Raw genomic sequence first — 19,066 nt, 5'->3', positions numbered from 1 at the left:
AAAAATAAATACCCAGTTGATGGGTAATTGCCATGACGGTTGTTCTCGCAGACTTCCCCTCAAGGTTAGAATGCAGGAAATCAGGATGAGTCAATGACCGACAACCCTCTCTCGCAAGCCGAATACGACGCTGTCACCGATGCCGCTGCGCATTGGTGCATGCGTCTGCACGCCAACGATTGCACTGCTCAAGAGCGGCTGGCATTCGAGCAATGGCGTGACGCTCATCCGCTTCATGCGTTCGAGTACGAGGCCATGCTGGAGATCTGGGATGTCGCGGGTGACCTGCCACGTCCCGAAACCGTGATACCGGTGGCTCGCGCCAAACCTGCATCGCCTTGGCGCACCTTCGGTATCGCGGCCGCGGTTTGCGCCATGGCGTTACCACTGGCGGCCTATAGCGGCTGGAACCTGGGCTGGCTACCCAATTCGTACCAACATTTCGAGGCGAACGACAATGTCCGCCAGGTCACCCTGAGCGATGGCAGTCAGGTGGAACTGAACCTGGGCAGTGAGCTGACGTTCAGCAACTACAGGGATCAACGTCGGATCACGCTGAAAAAAGGCGAAGCCTTCTTCAGCGTCAGTCACGACACTCGACACCCCTTCATTGTCAACGCGGCCGAAGGCCGGATTCGCGTCACCGGAACCAAATTCAACGTCTGGATGTATGAAGATCAGGTACGGGTGAACCTGATTGAAGGTTCGGTGCTGGTCAGCAGCAATGATGCCCTGACGGGAGAAGGCTTGCGCCTCGAGCCAGCGATGCAGGCGAGCTATAGACGCGGCGACTTCACTCCCCGGATCAGTCAGACCTACGACAATGACAACTCACTGGCGTGGCGCAGCGGAAAACTGGTGCTCGATGATCTGGCGCTGACCGATGCGCTGCCATTGATCAATCGCTACTTGACCAAACCGGTGATGGTGGCCGACAACAGCACCGGCTCGATTCGTATCGGCGGCATCTACAACATCAATGAGCTCAACAACCTGGTGGCTTCCCTGCCCAAGGTATTGCCGGTCTATCTGACCCGCAACAAGGACGGCAATCCGGTCCTCAATTCCATACCGCAACAAGCCCCAAAAAGCTGAAGGCCGCGACCCTTGCGGGGTGCGGCCTTCATTCCTGGTTCAAGCGCTATCAGTGTGACTGTGCGGCCACCTTCCCGGCTTTTTCATCCTGCTCGCGGATCGTCTGAACCTGGTATTGCGGATCAGACGTGATCTGCTGTTCGGTGAACGGCAACATACTGGCGGGGTTTGCGCCTGCCAGAAACCGGAGACGGCCTGTGGCGTGTTCAGCCAATTGAAAAACAGATCGCTGACCAGGTTTTTGCGCTCTTCGACCGTGAACGGGTCCGGGCCGAAATACCGTGAACGTTCGCCGTTCACAGTGGTGATCTCATTGGCCAGCAGGCACAGGTTGTCCTGAGCGTAGGCATAACCAATGCCATAACCGAGTCCGCGCTCGTTGTCGGCACGGATATGCGGCACGCCGAAACTGGTCCGGCGAATGTCGGCGCTCGCCAGCTCCGGCTGACTGCGTGCGTTTGCCGCAAGACTTAAGCCCAGAAAAATACCCGCAAGGCTCAACCTGGTTAACTGCCTGGAAATAATCACGCTCGCTCCTGATCGAAAAGACAAACACCCTGCGTCATACACGCACTGCGCCTTTCCCTAGGAACGAAACAAATGACAAAAATTTAGGCCCTGAAAGGCGCTTTTCACGGCCATCTCACAGGCCACTGACGTGATGGCGACAAAATTTCTACATTCGGGGCTTCATTATTTGCCCTGCTCGTACGTCTTATTGATTGAGAGCACCCATCACATTTCCTGGCCGGCTCGGAAAAGGAGTTTTTGCATGTACAACTCGCAACTGCCAACGGACGGTAGCAATGCGCCAAAGGGCTCTGCCATGGGCTCCGGTGTTTTCAGTCAACGCAGTGAGCGCAATGGCAACGAGCGGATCAGGTTACTGCTCAAAAGCTATGGTCTGCGAACCAGTCTGATCCGCCTCAAAGTCATCGACGCCTTGCTGAGCGCCGCCGAAAGCGACCGTAGCCTTGGCGTGCGTGGCGTGCACAGCCACTTGCTGGACCTGGATATTCCCCTGTCCTTTCTCAGTGTGCGGGAAGTGTTGAAACGCTTGTGCAGCGAAGGCGTGATCACGCTCAATCCGGACAAAAGCTACAGCCTGCATCCGGACGCTGTAGCCATGCTCCATCGCGAGTAATCAGCTTGGCTGCGTCACTCAGGGTTTTACCTTGCGACGCATCACGCCATTGATCACCACCACGATCACCGCCACACCGATGGCGATGTACTGAAACAGCTTCTCGCTGATGACGCCTGCGTTTTGCAGATACGAAAGGCCGAACATGATCCCCAACACCACGAGGGAGATCAGAATCGAGTATTTCAAACGTTGCGACTGAGTCATTGCGAGTTCCTGAACCTGAAAATGTATCCGGTTTGTATCAGAACGCATGCCAAGCCCCTACCTTTCTCCGGGGATGGGACGCTACAAACGGGGTCTCATGTTACAGCCGATGAAGAGTTTTGGCTTCATAGTGGCGATAACCATGAGGATTTTGAAATGTTCCGTCGAATCACACTGCTGATTCCGCTGCTTGCCATACTGTCCCTGAGCGGCTGCATCATTTTCCCCCACGGCGGCTGGCACGGCGGCCACCATTACGACCGTGGCGGACCGGGTTATTACCAACATCGATAACGGCTAGTTGGGCCATAAAGCGTGAATAATTGAACATTCATTCGTAAGACAAATAACCCACCCAATAACTACTGAACAAATGCCCGCCCCGTCGCGGGCATTTTTCGTACATGCGCATTCACTTCTGATTTCCTTCCCTGTGCACATCGACACATAGCGATAACCATTGAAGCTTTCGGTCTTAATCGTCCAATTGAGCTATTGATATTCGATGATTACTCTCGGCGCATCGCAATAAAACCCGTTATTAACTTTTGAGCAAAGAACAGGGATGCCATGCACAAGCCTTTAATCAATATCAGCCCCCACCATTTGTTTGGCTTTTGCCTTGCAATCACTTTTTTTGAACTGCTGACCTATATGGCCAGCGACATGATCATGCCGGCCATGTTGACCGTCACCCGACAACTGGATGCCAGCCCCGACCATGTCCCCTACGCCTTCAATCTTTATCTGGCCGGAGGCATTCTTCTGCAATGGCTGATTGGCCCGCTGTCTGATCACTTCGGCCGCCGCCGGATGTTGCTCGTCGGTTGTGCAGTATTTGCCCTGGCCTGCGCCGCCGCGTTCAACGTACAAAGTATCTATGCGTTCAACGGCTTGCGACTCATTCAGGGCATGGGGTTGGGGTTTGTCATCGCGGTCAGCTACCCAGCCCTGCAGGAAGTGTTCTGCGAAGCCGACGCGGTCAAAATCATGGCGTTGCTGGGTAACGTTGCGTTGCTCTCCCCGCTTCTGGGGCCGTTACTCGGCAGTCTACTGCTGGAATGGCTGTCCTGGCGGGAGCTGTTTTTACTGCTGGGTATCGGCGGCGTGATGGTCTGGCTCGGGCTTTACCTGTTCATGCCGGAAACCGTGGGCACCCTGCGCCACGACGGTCAGCGACTGGAAGCCGTGCGCTTTGAATGGCACGGCACCGTGCGCCGCTATGCTGCGCTGCTGACTAACCCGCGATTCCTTTGCGCCGCCGTCGCGCTGGGCGTGATGAGCTTGCCATTGATTGCCTGGATCGGGCTGGCGCCGCTCTTGTTGATCCACAACCAGGGGCTTTCAACGCTGCACTACGGCCTGTGGCAAATCCCGGTGTTTGCGGCAGTCATTCTCGGCAATCTGATCCTCAACCGACTGATTGCCAACACTGAACTGCCACACCTGATTCGCTACGCGCTTTGGCCGTTTTGCGGCGGGCTCATCGCGTTAGTCGCCATCAGCGTCTACGGCGCTTCGACGGTCGTACTGATCAGCTGCCTGGCGCTTTACGCCGTTGGGCTTGGCATGAGCAATGCCGCGCTGTACCGGCTTGCACTGTTTGCAAGCGACGACAGCAAAGGTCTGGTCTCGGCCATGATCGGCATGATCTCGATCGCCGTCATGGGCGGCGGCGGCTCAATGATTGCGGCGGCCGGCGCCGGTGACAGCCACGAATCCTTCGCCCTGATGGCGGGTCTTGCGGGGCTTCTGTGCCTGGCGCCCCTAAGTCTGTTTCTGCGGCGTTCTCACATCGCGCTTGCCGTCTGACACCACACAGTAGGTCTTTTGATGATCCATTTACCCCACACCGATGCGCTCTGCGCGTTAACGCAACCCTATTGCCTGAACTCCGTACCCGAGGGTCTGTTCGACCAGGCGACGGGGGAAATCAGCCTGTTTCATTGTCACCACACGCCTGGTTACGAGCGCTGGCTAAACGCCAACGGGCTCGATGCAAAGGACCTGGAGACACTGGATGACTGGTCCAGGTTGCCACCGATTTTCGCCAACTATTTCAAACGGCACTTGTTGTTCGGTCCCACCGGCGAAGGCGCGCTGGAGCTGACATCGTCCGGCACCAGCGGCCAGAAGAGTCGCATGCGCTATGACCCCCGCAGCATGGCGGCGGCCCAAGGCATGGTGAGCCACATCTTCCGGCACTACGGCTGGGATACGCCGGACAGCCCCTGTAATTACTTGCTCCTGAGTTACGAGCCCGAGGCTGCCATCACCTTGGGCACCGCTTACACCGACCAGTTTCTCTGCAGCTATGCACCCGTCAACCGAGTCGTCTACGGATTGCGCCTGACCGGTAACGGTCACGAGTTCGACCTGTTTGGTGTGGTTCGCGCCTTGCAGGAGTTTGCCGACGAGGGCTTACCCGTGCGGATTCTCGGATTTCCTGCGTTCCTTTCCCATGCGCTACAGCACATGGAAAACACCACTGCACCGAATCTCAAGCTACCCGCCCAGTCATTGGTGTTTCTGGGAGGCGGCTGGAAAACCCAGGCAGCTCAGGAGATTCCCCTGATTGAGCTGTATGCCCGAATCAACCGGCAACTGGGCATCGACCTGTCTCGCTGTCGGGATGGCTACGGCGCCGTCGAGCATGCCGTGCCCTATATCCAATGTGCTCACCATCATTTTCATGCACCCGTTTACTCGAAGGTTTTCGTGCGCAACCCATCTGATTTCACGGTCCAGCCATACGGCCAGCGCGGCTTGCTGGAATTCGTTTCCCCGTACATTTCGTCAAGCCCTGCTCACGCAGTGGTCATGGGCGATCTGGCGACATTACACCCTGCTGCAAGCTGCGGATGCGGCCTGACGACTGATTGGTTCGAACTGCACGGTCGTGCCGGCACCACCGCCAGTCGCAGCTGCGCAATGGCGGCCTCAGAACTGCTCGGAGGGGCTTGATATGTACCTCATCAATGGCCAACTGCGTGACGACGTCACCCCGGAAAGCGCCCTCGACCGCCTTCACAAACAATTGCCCAGGTTGCTTTCTGCACCGATCGACAGCGACTCAGTCATTGAGGCCGCGGCTCGTTTCGCCACGCAATTACAGACCCGCAGCCTGAACCTGCCCCTCGACGATGATCAATGTCAGGGACTTATCGAGTTCTGCCAGCGCGGCAACCTGAGCACGAAACTTGAGCGGGAACTGGGCTCGCAACCCCGTTCGCTGAGGCGTATCGACTACCCGCAGCCGCACTTTGAAAGCTGGCACCCCTTGGGGCTGGTGGTGCATGTGACGCCGGGCAATGCGCCGATGCTGGCGTTCTGCGCGGTTCTCGAAAGCCTGCTGGCCGGTAACATTAACTGGCTACGCCCCAGCGCCAGCGATGCGGGTTTGACCGCGCAATTGCTGGCCTCCCTTGTGCACTGCGACACCAGCGGCAGGCTTGCCGAATTCGTCGCGGTGCTGCCCGTGGGCACTTCCCGGATAGCTGAACTCTGCGCTCAAGCCGATGGCGTGTCAGCCTGGGGCGGCGAAAAGGCACTCAAAGCGATTCGTCAGCAGATCCCCGCCGGATGTCGCTGGATCGATTGGGGGCACAGGATCAGTTTCGCCTATCTGTCGCCTGACGCCGCGGATCCCTCGACGCTGGATGCATTGGTGGATGAGGTGTGCAGTCTGGATCAGCAAGCGTGCTCCAGTCCGCAATGGCTGCTGGTAGACAGCAACGACCCGGCCATCCTGCAGGACCTGGGAGAGCGTTTGAGCGAAGCCTTCAAACGTCGCGCGTCGCACTGGCCGGCGCTGGTGCCCACGGACCAAGAGGCTTGCGAGATCACCACCCGCACCGCCATGGCGCAACTGGATTATTGTTTTGCGAACCAGACCGGCCAGGTCTGGGCCGGCCACGGATGGCGGATCATCTGGGAACACCATCAGACGCTCGCACCGTCGCCGCTGTTTCGTACGGTGCTGCTCAAGCCCGTACCGCAACACTTGATCGCCGAGACGCTGTTGCCCTGGCGCACGGTCCTGCAAAGTTGCGCGCTGATTTGCTCTGCGGCAGAAACGCCAGGCCTTGCTCGAGCGCTGGTCAACGCCGGCGTCACCCGTATAGCGCCTTGCGCGGGGATTCATGACGGCTACGCCGGTGAGCCCCATGATGGCGTCTACGCGCTGGCGCGTCTGAGTCGCCGCCTCTCAGTGAGTCTGCCGCCGAATGTTTTGCCTGGCCGGGCAACGCTCGACCCGGTCCCGCCCGCCCCTGACACCGCCCATGCGCCGATCATGGACAAAAACGCCTTCACGACCCAACCGATGGGCGCCGCGGCGCAATTGCATTTTCGCTCTGGAGGAAGCAGCGGCACTCCGGCCCTCGCCGGTTTCAGCTATCGCGACTTTCAACGGCAGATGCGCGCAGCGGCCGACGGCCTGTTCGCCGCCGGGCTCGATCCTTCACAGGACCGGGTCATGAACCTGTTTTACGGTGGCAGCCTGTACGGAGGATTCCTCAGTTTTACCAAAATACTGGAACAGATGGGCGTCACACATTTCCCCATGGGTGCGCCCCAGGACAATGACTTCAGCGAAATCGCCCAACTGATCGTCGACCAGCGAGTCACCGTGCTGATTGGCATGCCGAGCACCTTGCATCGTCTGTTTTTCAACGAGCAGACCCGGCTCCGCGCGTACGCAGGTATCGGCAAAGTGTTCCTCGGCGGCGAACATCCGGGCCAAACCAGCCTTGGCCTGATGGAAAGCTGTGGGGTCTCGATGATCCGCTCGGCGATCTATGGCTCCGTCGACGCCGGCCCCTTGGGGCATGCGTGCACAGCCACCGCGAACGGGGTGTTTCACTTGATGTGCGATACCCAGCATCTGGAAATTGTGCAGATCGAACAGGATGAACCGGTTCAGGCCAATGAGGTCGGTCGCCTGCTGTTTACTTCACGAGCACGAGAAGGCCAAGCCGTGCGCCGGTATGACGTTGGAGACACCGGTCGCTGGATACCCGGAACCTGTCCGTGCGGGCTGGATTCACCCCGATTCGAACTGCTCCAGCGCCACGGCAAGCTGATACGAATGGGCACGGAGTTCATTTCGCCTTCGGCTTTGCAGGATAGCGTCGGCGCGCCCATTCAGATTGTTCTGGACCACACCCCTGATGGCGTCGAGCGGCTGACAGTGCTGACGGATGCAGACGCCAACCAGGTCCGCAACGCATTACTGAGTCATGCAGCGCTGGCCAATGCCGTAAACGCCAAACTGTTAACTGTCGACGTTCAAGCGTGCACGGAGCAAACGTTATTTCGAAACAAACACAGCGGCAAAACACCTTTGGTTATTGATAAAAGAACATAAAAATATCGCTAACTACTCACAGTGTGCTTTTAACCATCAAGACGCCCAATATAAAAAGAGAACCCAGTGAAAACAACTTATTCGCTCGAACACCTACTGCCTTATATACGACAACATTCAAACTTCTACAGCAAACAACTGGAACACTTACCGCCGCAGGGCATTACGTTACAAGATCTACCGCTCACCAACGTGGTGGACTATTGGGCTGACAGCAATGACTTGAGTCACTGGCCGGTCCTGACCGGAAATGTCGACGATGCGCTGGTGTTTAAAACCGGTGGATCGACCAGCCAAGGCAAACTGGCCGTTTACACCTACAGCGAATGGCAAGTACTGGTCAGTACGTTTGGAGAAAGCTTCTCCTCTCAACTGAACGACGGCGACCGTGTCGCCAATCTGTTTTTTTCCGGCGATCTTTACGCCAGTTTTCTGTTCATCCACGACTCACTGGCGCACGTCAGGCGATCCATTTGCGAGTTTCCGTTTACCGGGCAAGTCGAGCTGGATGTATTGGCCGATGCGATTGATCAGCATCGGATCAACGTGCTGGTCGGCGTACCGGCACAGCTGCTGCGATTCGCTGCCTACCTGAACCAGCATCGGCGAGTACTGTGCGGGGTTGATACGTTGCTGTATGGCGGCGAAAGCCTGTTTGCCCCGCAGTTGGCAATCCTCACCGACGTGTTTCCCAACGTGCGCGTTGCTTCCATTGGCTACGCCAGTGTAGACGCCGGCCTTATCGGGGCCAGCGACCGCGACTGCGCCTTGGGCGAGCATCGGGTGTTTGAACCACACACCGTGCTGGAAATCGTCGATGAACTCACCGGTGAAGTCATCGATGAATGCGATAGCACCGGATTGTTGGTGCTGACCAATCTGACTCGCCGACTCATGCCGCTGCTGCGTTATCCAGTGGGCGATCGCGCGTGCTGGCGCGAACCCGGCGCAACCCCAAGGCGTAAATTCGCCCTCAAGGGACGTAGCGCGCACAGCCAGCGAGTACGGGTGGGCGTGCTGTCGCTGTTGATCGACGATATCCACGAGATCGTCCAGCGCATTGCCCACAACGACCAATGGCAATTGCTGATCGAACATGATGGATACAAAGATATTTTGAGTGTGAAGTGGGTGCCCTCGGCTCAATCCATGGCCACCGTACCGGTGTGCCGGGCGCTGTACGAGGCGCTGGTTGAACACTATCGCGCCATCGAGGAACTGAGCCGCGAGGGTCTGTTGGAGCTGCGAGTGCTGTCCTGCGATGTCACAGCCCTGAAGCTTCACCCACGCTCCGGCAAACAACTGCGGGTCCTGGACTTGCGCGTGTATGACGCACCGTCGCCGGAGCCTGCGTGATGCCGCATTTGATTTTTCGACCCTATCGGCCATCCGACGCCCGTGCCGTGAGCCAGTTGTTTCGCGAGGTCTATGGCGATCATTACGTTCAGCCAGACGTTTACCTGCCGAACATGATCAATCAGCACAATGCCGAGGGGCGCTGGAAGTCGATGCTGGCGGTGGACGGCGTACGCGTTCTGGGCCATGCAGCGTTGTGCCACGACACGCCTTCGGATACCACAGAACTGGCCCTGAGCGTGGTACATCCCGCCGCGCAGGGCCAGAGTATCGCGACCCGCCTGGGACGGGAGCTACTGTCGCGGTCAAGTTCCATGGGATTCAAGGGCATCTCGATCAAACAAGTGACCCACCATCCCTACACGCAACGCATGGCAGCAAACATTGGCTTCCACAGCACGGGTTTGCTACCCGACTACGTTCCTTCGCCCTTCGCTGAACCGCTGCCGGAAACCATCGTGATGGGTTGTTATGTAGTCGAAGGACATACGCGTCCGCTCCCGGACATCCCATGGCCTGACAGCTGCCGGGGGGTTATGCAGCACTTGTGTTCTGTGTTCGGGACTCATTCGGACACGACGCCGATGTCTTCTCTGCCCTTGCAACTCAAGCAACACCATCAAAGATTCGACATGCTCATTCAGCGTTTGACCAAACGTCTGCTTGACCAGATCAGGCAATTGCCCAGGCACTGGCTCATCTCGGCCAAACTTCAGTTGTCACGGCACTTTTCCGGGGACTTGCGCAATTTGGCAACCCTTGGCTTCGCCTTTACCGGGCTGATGCCTACACCCAACAGTAATGGGTGGTTCGCACTGTTTCATCGAGGGGCGCACGCTCGGCACCTCACCCTGCAGTGCCCGCACATGCAACAGTTGCATGACGACTTACAGCAAATCGCCAACACGCACAGTAGCGCCGAAGCGCCGAACAAAGCGCGCTCAGCCGCTTGAGTCTTTTCGATAAAAATCATTGCCCGGCTGCGCGCAAAGCTCCACCAACCAGTCGACAAACACCCTCACCCGCCGGGACAACTGGCGGTGTGGAGGGTAGAGCGCCGTCAGCGGCATCCCCGGTGTCGGCACCGTCCTGAGGACTTCACACAAACGGCCTTCGCTCAGCTGGCGGGCTACGTGGTAATACGGGGTCTGGACCAGACCATACCCCGCCTCACAAGCGGCCAGGTAACCATCGGCGCTGTTGACCGAGACTTGCTTGGGTAGATTAATGGCCTGAACCTGATCATTGACCATGAACTCCAGCCCATAACGCTTGCCGTTGCTGCTGGAGAAATACTCCACCATCTGATGGCCTTCCAGGTCAGCCAGACACTGAGGCGTTCCGTATCGCTTCAAATAGTCGGGGCTGGCACACGTGACCTGGTCCAGCATGGCCAACGGCCGCGCCACCAGTGAATCGTCCAGTGAGTCGCCGCCCCGCAGCACGCAATCGACGCCTTCGCGAATCAGGTCGACAGGCCGGTCATTCAAACCGATTTCCAGCTCGATCAAGGGATACCGGGCAGTAAATTGCGGCAATGCCGGGATCACCATCAAGCGCCCCACACCTGCCGGCATGTCCACTCGCAACAGCCCCTTGGGGTTATTGCGTGCAGCGCTGAACACCGCTTCGGTTTCCTCCAGGTCCGCCAGCAACCGCACGCAACGAGGGTAATAGGCCGCACCGTCGAGCGTCAGGCCGATCTGCCGTGTCGTGCGTTGCAGCAGTTGCACACCGAGATGCGCCTCCAGCTGCTTGATCAGGATGGTCACTGAAGCACGGGGCAATTGCAGGCTGTCCGCCGCCTTGGCGAAGCCGCCCAGCTCGACGATTCGGGTGAACACGCGCATCGCGTTAAAACGGTCCATTGCTTTGGCTTACCGGCTGATTATTTAGAAATTGTGAACAGTGATAGCAGTTTTAGCCGGTTTATCTTGTTTCTGTCGAGGACAACAATGGACTTCACATTCACAAGGAGCTGATTTCATGCAAACACGTCAACTGGGCAAAAACGGTCCACTAGTGAGCGCGATCGGTCTGGGCTGCATGGGCATGACCGATTTCTACACGACTGGCGTGGACACCCGCGAAGCCACGGCCACTCTGCACCGCGCGCTGGAGCTGGGGATCAACCTGCTCGACACCGCTGACATGTATGGCCCGCACACCAACGAAGAACTGATCGGCAAAGCCATCACCGGCAAGCGCGATCAGGTGTTTCTGGCCAGCAAATTCGGCATCGTCCGCGACCCGGCCAATCCGGTTGCGCGAGGCGTCAACGGTCGACCGGACTACATTCGCGCCTCTATCGACGGCACCCTCAAGCGCCTCGGTGTCGAGACCCTGGATTTGTACTACCAGCACCGTATCGATCCGCAGGTGGCCATCGAGGAGACCATCGGCGCCATGGCCGAACTGGTGAAAGCTGGCAAGGTTCGGTACCTGGGTTTGAGCGAGGCCTCGGTCGCAACGCTTGAGCGGGCACACAAGGTTCATCCGATCAGTGCGCTGCAGAGCGAGTATTCGTTGTGGAGTCGTGATCAGGAAGAAAACGGTTGTCTGGCTGCGTGTCAGCGCCTGGGAATTGCCTTCGTCCCTTACAGCCCTTTGGGCCGTGGCTTTCTCACCGGAGCGCTGAAAAATCCTGATGATTTCGCGGCAGACGACTACCGGCGCTTCAGCCCGCGGTTTCAAGGAGAGAACTTCGCGAAGAATCTGTTGTTGGTGCAGCAAGTGCAGGATCTGGCCGCCGAAAAAGGCGTGACCGCTGGCCAACTGGCGCTCGCGTGGGTACTGGCTCAGGGCGATTACGTGATCCCGATTCCGGGGACCAAACAACGTAAATACCTGGAAGAGAATGTGGCCGCGCTGGATGTGAAGCTCAGCGGCGAAGACTTGCAAGCGCTGGAAGCGATATTCCCGGCCAATGCCACCGCAGGTTTACGTTACCCGGAGGAAGTCATGAAGCTGCTTGACCGGTAACCGACGCCTGGCCCATTCGACAGGTTGAATGGGCCAGGACGACCGGACGTCATGCCTTGGAACTGACGCCCTTGTCGGTAGGGACGGTCGTGCCGTTACCCTTGCCGTAAGTTTGTAGATTCTGCAGTACGTAGATCGCCATTTTGTATTCCGGGATCAGGCCCACGGCGTACTTGTCACCCTTGATACTGTTGTTTTGAATGGTGTCCAGTTGGGTGGCGAAATACTCTAACGCGTTGAATTTCGCATCCGGGTCTTTCTGTATCCCAAACCGGTCAAAGGTGCCGTCCGGGCACTCAGCGTCCAACCTGACAATCTTGTAATGTGCGCCTCATCTGACTGACAGCTTTGACCTACGATGATCGAGCTGCCCAGTTTTGTATTACTTCGAAACACACCTTGAATGTCTGGCCGCTAAAAATGGTCAGAATGCATTTTTTTGGCCGCAACCCGAGACGAGATCCCCATGCGAACCCACCTGCGTCTGGTCGCCCTGAGCGCCCTGTTCATTTCCTCCCTGGCCCAGGCCGCCGACCTGATCCCGATCGAGGTTCACCGCGATGCCAATTGCGGTTGCTGCAAAAAATGGATCAGCCATCTGGAAGCCAACGGTTTCAAAGTCGACGATCACGTCGAAGCCAACATGAGCGAATTCAAGCAACAGCACGGCGTGCCTCCGCGTCTGGCGTCGTGCCACACAGGCTTGATCAACGGCAAATTCGTTGAAGGTCATGTTCCCGCCGATCAGGTGCTGGCCTTGAGCAAGCGCGACGATCTGTTGGGCGTTGCCGCCCCCGGCATGCCCATGGGTTCACCCGGCATGGAAATGGACGGCATGAGCGATGCGTATCAAGTGATCGGCCTGAAAAAGGATGGCTCTGACGTGGTGGTGGCGGACTACCCCGCCCATTGATGTTCGGTGCGTACATCGGGCTGTTCTTTGCGGCATTCGGTGCCGCGACGCTGCTGCCCTTGCAGTCCGAAGCGGTGTTGGTGGGGCTGTTGCTCAGCGGCAAGTATTGGCTCTGGTCGCTGCTCGCCGTGGCGACATTGGGCAATGTTCTGGGGTCACTGCTGAACTGGTGGCTGGGGCGCGGTATCGAGCGGTTTCGTGATCGGCGCTGGTTTCCGGTCAGCCCGCGCCATCTGGAAAAAGCCCGAGTCCATTATCAGCGCTATGGTCATTGGTCGTTGCTGCTGAGTTGGGTGCCTGTGATCGGTGATCCGCTGACCCTGGTGGCCGGCGTGATGCGCGAGCCGCTGGGGCGATTCCTGCTGATCGTGACCCTCGCCAAAGGCGCCCGTTATGGTGTGTTGGCCATGGCCACATTGGGCTGGATGGGTTGAACGATTATCCACGGCGATTGCCTGTGTTTAATGTCGCCCTAATCATGCCGATCCAGCATCGGCCGATTTCCAATGGAGTTCACCCATGTCCCTCACCCGCTCCCGCTGGCTGCCCGGCCTGCTGCTGCTGACCGCTGCATTGCCTGTCATCGCCCACGCCGAAGGCCCGGAATATGGCCCGGAGCTGCAAGGTTTCGAGTACCCCTACACGGTCAAGCATTTCGCCTTTGAGTCCCAGGGCAAATCCCTGCAAATGGGTTACATGGATGTCGCCGCCCACGGCAAGGCCAATGGACGCAGCGTGGTGCTGATGCACGGCAAGAATTTCTGCGGTGCCACCTGGGACAGTTCTATCAAGGCCCTGAGTGAGGCCGGTTACCGTGTCATCGCCCCGGATCAGATCGGTTTCTGTACCTCCAGTAAGCCCGACCATTATCAGTACAGCTTCCAGCAGTTGGCGACCAACACCCAGCAACTGCTCAAGGCCCTGGGCATTCAGAAGGCCAGTGTTCTCGGACATTCCACCGGCGGCATGCTCGCCACTCGCTATGCGCTGCAATACCCCGATCAAGTCGAACAACTGGCACTGGTCAACCCCATCGGCCTGGAAGACTGGAAAGCCCTCGGCGTGCCCTATCGCACGGTTGATCAATGGTACGAACGCGAGCTCAAACTGACGGCCGATGGCATCCGCACCTATGAACGCAACACCTATTACGGCGGCCGCTGGAAGCCGGAATTCGATCGTTGGGTAGACATGCTCGCCGGGCTGAACAAAGGACCGGGGCATACACAGGTGGCGTGGAATTCGGCGCTGATCTACGACATGATCTTCACCCAACCGGTGTACTACGAGTTCAAGGACCTGAAGATGCCGACCCTGCTGCTGATTGGTACGTCCGACACCACGGCCATCGGCAGCGACATTGCACCGCCCGAGGTCAAGGCGAAAATCGGTCACTACGACGTGCTCGGCAAGCAGGTGGCGAAACTGATTCCCCGGTCGACGCTGGTCGAATTCCCCGGCATGGGCCACGCTCCGCAAATGGAAGAACCGGCGCAATTCCACCAGGCGCTGCTCGCTTGGCTGAACAAAACCAACCCCGTTCATTGATGAGGTAAGGCTGATGGCTGTGCAGATTGCGGTGATTGATGACTGGCAGGACGTGGCCCGTGACGTGGTGGACTGGTCGGTGCTGGATAACATCGGTCAGGTGAACTTCATCCATGACTACCCTGCCGACAACGAAACCCTGGCGGCACGGTTGGGCGAGTTCGAGGTGATCTGCGTGATGCGCGAGCGCACCCGGTTCGATGAGGACCTGCTGCGGCGCTTACCGAAACTCAAGCTGCTGACCACCGGCAGCATGCGCAACGCCGCCCTGGACCTGAAAGCCGCCGCTGCGCTGGGCATTCAGGTCTGTGGCACCGACAGCTACAAGCACGCCGCACCGGAACTGACCTGGGCGCTGATCATGGCGGCGACCCGCAACCTGGTGGCCGAAGCCAACGCCCTGCGCGCAGGTTTATGGCAGCAAAGCCTGGGTGGCGACCTGCACGGCAAGACCCTGGCGATCCTGGGTCTGGGCAGCATCGGCCAACGCGTTGCCCAGTTCGGTCAGGTGTTCGGCATGCGGGTGATTGCCTGGAGCGAGAACCTGACCGCCGAACGTGCAGCCGAAGTCGGCGTGACCTACGTCAGCAAACAGGAACTGTTCGAACAGGCCGATGTGCTGTCGATCCATCTGGTGCTCAGCGATCGTAGCCGAGGTTTGGTGAATGCCCAGGCGCTGGACTGGATGAAGCCCACGGCGCTGCTGGTCAACACTGCGCGTGGGCCGATCGTCGATGAAGCGGCGTTGATCAAGGCGCTGCAAAAACAGCGACTGGCCGGCGCTGCGCTGGACGTCTTCGAGCAGGAGCCCTTGCCCCGTCATCATCCGTTCAGAACCCTGGACAATGTGCTGGCCACGCCCCACGTCGGGTATGTCAGCCAGCAGAACTATCACCAGTTTTTCTCGCAGATGATCGAGGACATTCAAGCCTGGTCTGCAGGAAAACCGATTCGCCTACTAAGCTGATACCGAGTCATCGTTCATCGCGAGCAGGCTCGCTCCCACAGTAGATGTTCAGTGGCCACAGGTTTTGTGTCCGGCCAAAATCCAGTGTGGGAGCGAGCCTGCTCGCGATTGGTCTCACCACCGATCTAACTGCCCTTCACCGCCACAAACGCCGCCGTCTCATAGGGCACCGTCACCAGGTCTTTTCCACGGAGTTCGGGCTCGGCGGCAATCAGCGCTCTCAATTGCTCATCAACCCTCGCCCGCTCCACCGCCGACGAGGCCGCAACAAAACTGGTGGAGCGCACGCGGTTGAAAATCACATCTTCCGGCGAGCCTGTATGCCCATGGCTGAAGCGCTGCTCCTTGAGCGGTCCGAACGCCGGATGCGGAAACGCCCGGCGCCAGGCCCCGGTGTAATAGCGCGGGGTATCGCCCTCCAGCGCATTGACGATCGCATCCAGTTTCGGCACCCAACTCACTCGGGAATCGCGCAGGTTCCACACCAGCCCCAGCTTGCCGCCGGGTTTGAGTACACGGGCAATTTCGGTCAGTGCTTCGGTGCTGGCAAACCAGTGAAAAGCTTGGGCGCAGATCACCACGTCCACCGAAGCATCCGGCAGCGACAGATCCATGGCGGTGCCGCTGACGGCCAGCACCTCAGGGAAGGCTTCGGACAATTTCTCGAGCATCTGCGCCACTGGCTCCACCGCAATCACTTGCGCGCCGGTCGCCACCAGCCGACCGGTGAACTTGCCAGTGCCGGCGCCCAGATCAATCACCGCTTTATCCGCGTTCAAACCGAGCGTGGCGGTCAGCCAATCGGCCACTGGCGGCGGATAATCCGGACGACCGCGAACGTAGGTATCAGCGCCGGTTTTATAGCCGGCGGCCGCCGAGTGATGGACCTGATCTTTCATGGCAGTGCTCCAGATCGACTACGAATGCTGTCGAGCATAGCGCCTCGATTTGAGCTTTCCTTGCACAGACCGCCAGAAAGAAATGAATAATTGTTCACCCTGTGGTGTTCACCTTTCATCCCCCATGAGAATTGCCAATGAACAACCCGAACCTGAACTCGCCGACACGTTACGACCGTCTGACCATGAGCCTGCACTGGCTGACCGCGTTGCTGGTGATTGGCCTGTTCGCCAGCGCGCAGATCTGGGAGCAACTGGCCAAGGGCACGCCGCTACGCAAGGAGTTGCAGGCGTTGCACATTTCCTGCGGCATCCTGCTGGCGGTGATCGTCATCGGCCGATTGCTGTGGCGTCTGTTTCCTGGCCGCCGTTTGCCGCCCGCCAATCAGGGGGTCATGAACACTCTGGCGAAAACCGCGCACCTGGCGCTCTATGCCTTGCTGCTGAGCCAGATCGTGTTGGGCTTTCTGTTCCGCTGGGCGCAGGCTGAACCGTTCAACCTTTTCGGCCTGTTCGATGTCCCAACGTTGATCACCGTCGATAAAAGCATGAAGTCGGTGTTCGGCGGCCTGCACGAACAAGTAGCCTGGGCCATCGTGATTCTGGCCGGGCTGCACGCTGTGATGGCGCTGGTTCACCATTTCAGCCTGCGTGATAACACGTTGCGCCGCATGTTGCCGGGGCGTGGTTCTAACTGAAACGAATTAACCTGTGGAGCATCGCCCATGAACACCCGTTTCGCTGTGTTAACCGCCCCGTTGCTGCTGGCGGTCGCCTTGTCCAGTTCGCTGGCGTTGGCCAATGGTGGTGGCGATGACGCCCCCGCAAGACCCAATTGCCCTAAAGGCCAGGTCTTCGACTCCCGGTCGCAAAAATGCCTCAAGCAAACCAGCAGCCTGGTACCGGACGCCGACCGCACCGATTACGCTTATCGCCTGGCCAAGGATGGTCGCTACGAAGAAGCCTTGGCCCTGCTCGACACCCTCAAAGAGCCAAACACCGCCAAGGCGTTGAACTATCGCGGCTACGCCACGCGTAAACTGGGGCGCACCGACGAAGGCATCAACTATTACCTGCAATCGGTCAAACTTGACCCGCACTACGCACAAGTTCGCGAATACCTCGGCGAAGCGTATGTGGTCAAAGGTCGGCTGGACCTCGCTCAGGAACAGTTACAGCAGATCAAGTCGATCTGCGGCAACACCTGCGAGGAATACCAGGACCTGGCCGAAGCCATTAACGATTCATCGAAAACCTGACACACCGAGCAGACGGAGGTCGCCATCGCCAGCGATCAGGCAATACGGGCAGAACTGGGCCAGCATCTGGCGCGTTTATGGCGCTACGGCCTGCTGCTGTCCCGGCAACGGCATGTCGCCGAAGACTTGGTGCAGGCCACCTGCGTGCGGGCGCTCGAGCGTGCCGGGCAGTTTGTCCCGGGCACCCGCATGGACCGCTGGCTGCTGAGCATTTTGCATTCGATCTGGCTCAACGAAGTCCGCGCACGAAGGGTACGGCATGGACAGGGGCTGGTGGATGCCGACAACGCTTTGTCGTTCGACGGTGAATACGCGGCGCAAACCCACGTCCTCGCGGCTCAGGTGATCCGGCGCGTTGATGCCCTGCCCGAAGCCCAGCGCGAAACGGTGTTTCTCGCCTACGTCGAGGGCTTGTCCTACCGCGAAGTGGCCGACGTGTTGGACGTACCCATCGGCACGGTCATGAGTCGCCTGGCCGCTGCCCGCGCGAAACTGGCCGAGTATCCGCCATTGCACACTGTGCCGAACCCTTCCACTGGAGAACGTCGATGAACGACAGCGCACGCCCGACGATACCCTCGGATGAGCAACTGGTGGCCTACCTCGACAACCAGCTCGACAGCGAACAGCGCACCCGCATCGACGCGGCCATCCTTGATGACCCAACGCTCAACCTGCGCCTGCAATGGCTAGCCCGCAGCAGCCTGCCGTTCAAGGAGGCCTACGACGAGTTGGGTCGACAGGCGCCCCTGGACCGCCTGCAATCGATGCTCGACACCTTGCCTTCACCTGAACGCCCGGCCATGAATCGGCGCTGGTTTCTCGCGGCGGCCGCCGGGTTGGTGGTGAGTGGCGTGGTGGCGGACAGGCTGTTTCTCGGTTGGCAGTTGAGTCAGCAAACTAACAACTGGCGCGGGCTGGTGGCCGAGTACATGTCGCTGTACGTGCCGCAAACCCTGGACCACTTGCCCAGTGACGAAGCCGCTCAGCGAGCGCAACTGCGGACCATCGATGCACGTCTGGGCCTGAATCTTGTGCCGGCGCAACTGGCCCTGCCACGCTCCGAGTTCAAGCGCGCACAAATCCTCGAGTACGACGGCGTCGCCATTGCCCAAATCACCTACCTGGACCCGGCGCACGGCCCCATGGCGCTGTGTGTCACCCGCTCCAACAGCGGCAGCCGGCATTTCTCCCATGAGATTCGGCACGGGATGAACATTGTCTATTGGGCTGACATGCAACATGCCTGGATGTTGATCGGGCATAACCCGGTGGCGGATCTGGAGGACATGGCGAAATTGTTGAGAAGTCGGCTGAGCGCGTGATCT

General features: G+C 58.7%; 20 protein-coding genes and 2 pseudogenes. 17 read left to right on the top strand and 5 right to left on the bottom strand.

The genetic code is table 11. The features are described 5' to 3' along the window. Positions 1-93 precede the first annotated feature (93 nt). On the top strand, positions 94-1,095 hold the full coding sequence (locus tag ACYZTW_RS15360; RefSeq protein ID WP_462005584.1) for a FecR family protein: 1,002 nt from the start codon (positions 94-96) through the stop codon (positions 1,093-1,095). 156 nt (positions 1,096-1,251) lie between these two features. On the opposite strand, the pseudogene ACYZTW_RS15355 reads toward ACYZTW_RS15360, so the two are convergent. Continuing rightward, a pseudogene (locus ACYZTW_RS15355) lies at positions 1,252-1,623 on the bottom strand (penicillin acylase family protein); the annotation flags it as partial. 244 nt (positions 1,624-1,867) lie between these two features. Between ACYZTW_RS15355 and ACYZTW_RS15350 the strand changes: the two are divergent. Further along, a complete protein-coding gene (locus ACYZTW_RS15350; RefSeq protein WP_462005583.1) occupies positions 1,868-2,239 on the top strand; it encodes a fe2+ zn2+ uptake regulation protein in 372 nt (123 codons plus the stop codon). 18 nt (positions 2,240-2,257) lie between these two features. Here ACYZTW_RS15350 and ACYZTW_RS15345 read toward each other — a convergent pair whose 3' ends face one another. After that, positions 2,258-2,446, bottom strand: a complete 189-nt coding sequence (locus ACYZTW_RS15345; RefSeq protein WP_008024801.1) for a hypothetical protein — start codon at positions 2,444-2,446, stop codon at positions 2,258-2,260. 156 nt (positions 2,447-2,602) lie between these two features. Between ACYZTW_RS15345 and ACYZTW_RS15340 the strand changes: the two genes are divergently transcribed. From ACYZTW_RS15340 to ACYZTW_RS15315, 6 genes are all read left to right on the top strand, one after another. Further along, positions 2,603-2,740, top strand: coding sequence for a hypothetical protein (locus ACYZTW_RS15340; RefSeq protein ID WP_165353291.1), 138 nt, complete (start codon positions 2,603-2,605; stop codon positions 2,738-2,740). A 276-nt stretch (positions 2,741-3,016) separates the two neighbouring features. Further along, positions 3,017-4,258, top strand: coding sequence for an MFS transporter (locus ACYZTW_RS15335; RefSeq protein ID WP_462005582.1), 1,242 nt, complete (start codon positions 3,017-3,019; stop codon positions 4,256-4,258). Positions 4,259-4,279: 21 nt separating this feature from the next. Then, positions 4,280-5,410, top strand: coding sequence for a LuxE/PaaK family acyltransferase (locus ACYZTW_RS15330; protein WP_462005581.1), 1,131 nt, complete (start codon positions 4,280-4,282; stop codon positions 5,408-5,410). 1 nt (position 5,411) lies between these two features. Then, entirely contained in the window at positions 5,412-7,814 is a 2,403-nt protein-coding gene (locus tag ACYZTW_RS15325; protein WP_462005580.1) for an acyl-CoA reductase, read from the top strand. 66 nt (positions 7,815-7,880) lie between these two features. After that, on the top strand, positions 7,881-9,170 hold the full coding sequence (locus tag ACYZTW_RS15320) for a phenylacetate--CoA ligase family protein (RefSeq protein WP_462005579.1): 1,290 nt from the start codon (positions 7,881-7,883) through the stop codon (positions 9,168-9,170). Beyond that, positions 9,170-10,123 (top strand): GNAT family N-acetyltransferase, encoded by a 954-nt coding sequence (locus tag ACYZTW_RS15315; RefSeq protein ID WP_462005578.1) that lies wholly within the window; start codon positions 9,170-9,172, stop codon positions 10,121-10,123. The genes ACYZTW_RS15320 and ACYZTW_RS15315 overlap by 1 nt, the downstream gene beginning before the upstream one ends. Here ACYZTW_RS15315 and ACYZTW_RS15310 read toward each other — a convergent pair. Then, positions 10,112-11,038 carry a LysR family transcriptional regulator gene (locus tag ACYZTW_RS15310; protein WP_462005576.1) on the bottom strand — a complete coding sequence of 309 codons (927 nt, stop codon included), beginning with the start codon at positions 11,036-11,038 and terminating at the stop codon, positions 10,112-10,114. The two genes, ACYZTW_RS15315 and ACYZTW_RS15310, sit on opposite strands and share 12 nt — an antisense overlap. Before the next feature lie 118 nt (positions 11,039-11,156). Between ACYZTW_RS15310 and ACYZTW_RS15305 the strand changes: the two genes are divergently transcribed. Next, complete coding sequence (locus ACYZTW_RS15305) at positions 11,157-12,152, top strand: aldo/keto reductase (RefSeq protein ID WP_462005575.1); 996 nt, start codon at positions 11,157-11,159, stop codon at positions 12,150-12,152. A 49-nt stretch (positions 12,153-12,201) separates the two neighbouring features. Here the strand turns inward: ACYZTW_RS15305 and ACYZTW_RS15300 are convergent. Beyond that, a pseudogene (locus ACYZTW_RS15300) lies at positions 12,202-12,432 on the bottom strand (hypothetical protein); the annotation flags it as partial. A 186-nt stretch (positions 12,433-12,618) separates the two neighbouring features. Between ACYZTW_RS15300 and ACYZTW_RS15295 the strand changes: the two are divergent. From ACYZTW_RS15295 to ACYZTW_RS15280, 4 genes are all read left to right on the top strand, one after another. Beyond that, a complete protein-coding gene (locus ACYZTW_RS15295) occupies positions 12,619-13,065 on the top strand; it encodes a DUF411 domain-containing protein (RefSeq protein ID WP_462005574.1) in 447 nt (148 codons plus the stop codon). After that, the gene (locus tag ACYZTW_RS15290; protein ID WP_415769220.1) at positions 13,065-13,499 is read left to right on the top strand and encodes a YqaA family protein; all 435 of its coding nucleotides are present in this window, start codon (positions 13,065-13,067) and stop codon (positions 13,497-13,499) included. Before ACYZTW_RS15295 ends, ACYZTW_RS15290 begins: the two co-directional genes overlap by 1 nt. A gap of 85 nt (positions 13,500-13,584) precedes the next feature. Then, positions 13,585-14,613 (top strand): alpha/beta fold hydrolase, encoded by a 1,029-nt coding sequence (locus tag ACYZTW_RS15285; protein ID WP_462005573.1) that lies wholly within the window; start codon positions 13,585-13,587, stop codon positions 14,611-14,613. Positions 14,614-14,626: 13 nt separating this feature from the next. After that, positions 14,627-15,580, top strand: a complete 954-nt coding sequence (locus tag ACYZTW_RS15280; protein ID WP_462005572.1) for a D-2-hydroxyacid dehydrogenase family protein — start codon at positions 14,627-14,629, stop codon at positions 15,578-15,580. Between the two features lie 125 nt (positions 15,581-15,705). Here the strand turns inward: ACYZTW_RS15280 and ACYZTW_RS15275 are convergent, their stop codons facing one another. Next, complete coding sequence (locus tag ACYZTW_RS15275; RefSeq protein ID WP_462005571.1) at positions 15,706-16,479, bottom strand: methyltransferase domain-containing protein; 774 nt, start codon at positions 16,477-16,479, stop codon at positions 15,706-15,708. Between the two features lie 137 nt (positions 16,480-16,616). Between ACYZTW_RS15275 and ACYZTW_RS15270 the strand changes: the two genes are divergently transcribed. Genes ACYZTW_RS15270 through ACYZTW_RS15255 form a run of 4 tightly spaced genes read left to right on the top strand, consistent with a single transcriptional unit; the run spans position 16,617 to position 19,063 of the window. Further along, positions 16,617-17,177, top strand: coding sequence for a cytochrome b (locus ACYZTW_RS15270; RefSeq protein ID WP_462005570.1), 561 nt, complete (start codon positions 16,617-16,619; stop codon positions 17,175-17,177). Between the two features lie 27 nt (positions 17,178-17,204). Further along, positions 17,205-17,738 (top strand): tetratricopeptide repeat protein, encoded by a 534-nt coding sequence (locus ACYZTW_RS15265; RefSeq protein WP_462005569.1) that lies wholly within the window; start codon positions 17,205-17,207, stop codon positions 17,736-17,738. Between the two features lie 54 nt (positions 17,739-17,792). Next, a complete protein-coding gene (locus ACYZTW_RS15260) occupies positions 17,793-18,290 on the top strand; it encodes a sigma-70 family RNA polymerase sigma factor (RefSeq protein ID WP_462005763.1) in 498 nt (165 codons plus the stop codon). Next, positions 18,287-19,063, top strand: coding sequence for an anti-sigma factor family protein (locus tag ACYZTW_RS15255; protein ID WP_462005568.1), 777 nt, complete (start codon positions 18,287-18,289; stop codon positions 19,061-19,063). The genes ACYZTW_RS15260 and ACYZTW_RS15255 overlap by 4 nt, the downstream gene beginning before the upstream one ends. Positions 19,064-19,066: the final 3 nt, after the last annotated feature.

Source organism: Pseudomonas sp. LB3P25, from assembly GCF_054897985.1.
The sequence above is the reverse complement of the archived record's forward strand: the minus strand, read 5'-3'. Positions and strand labels throughout refer to the sequence as shown.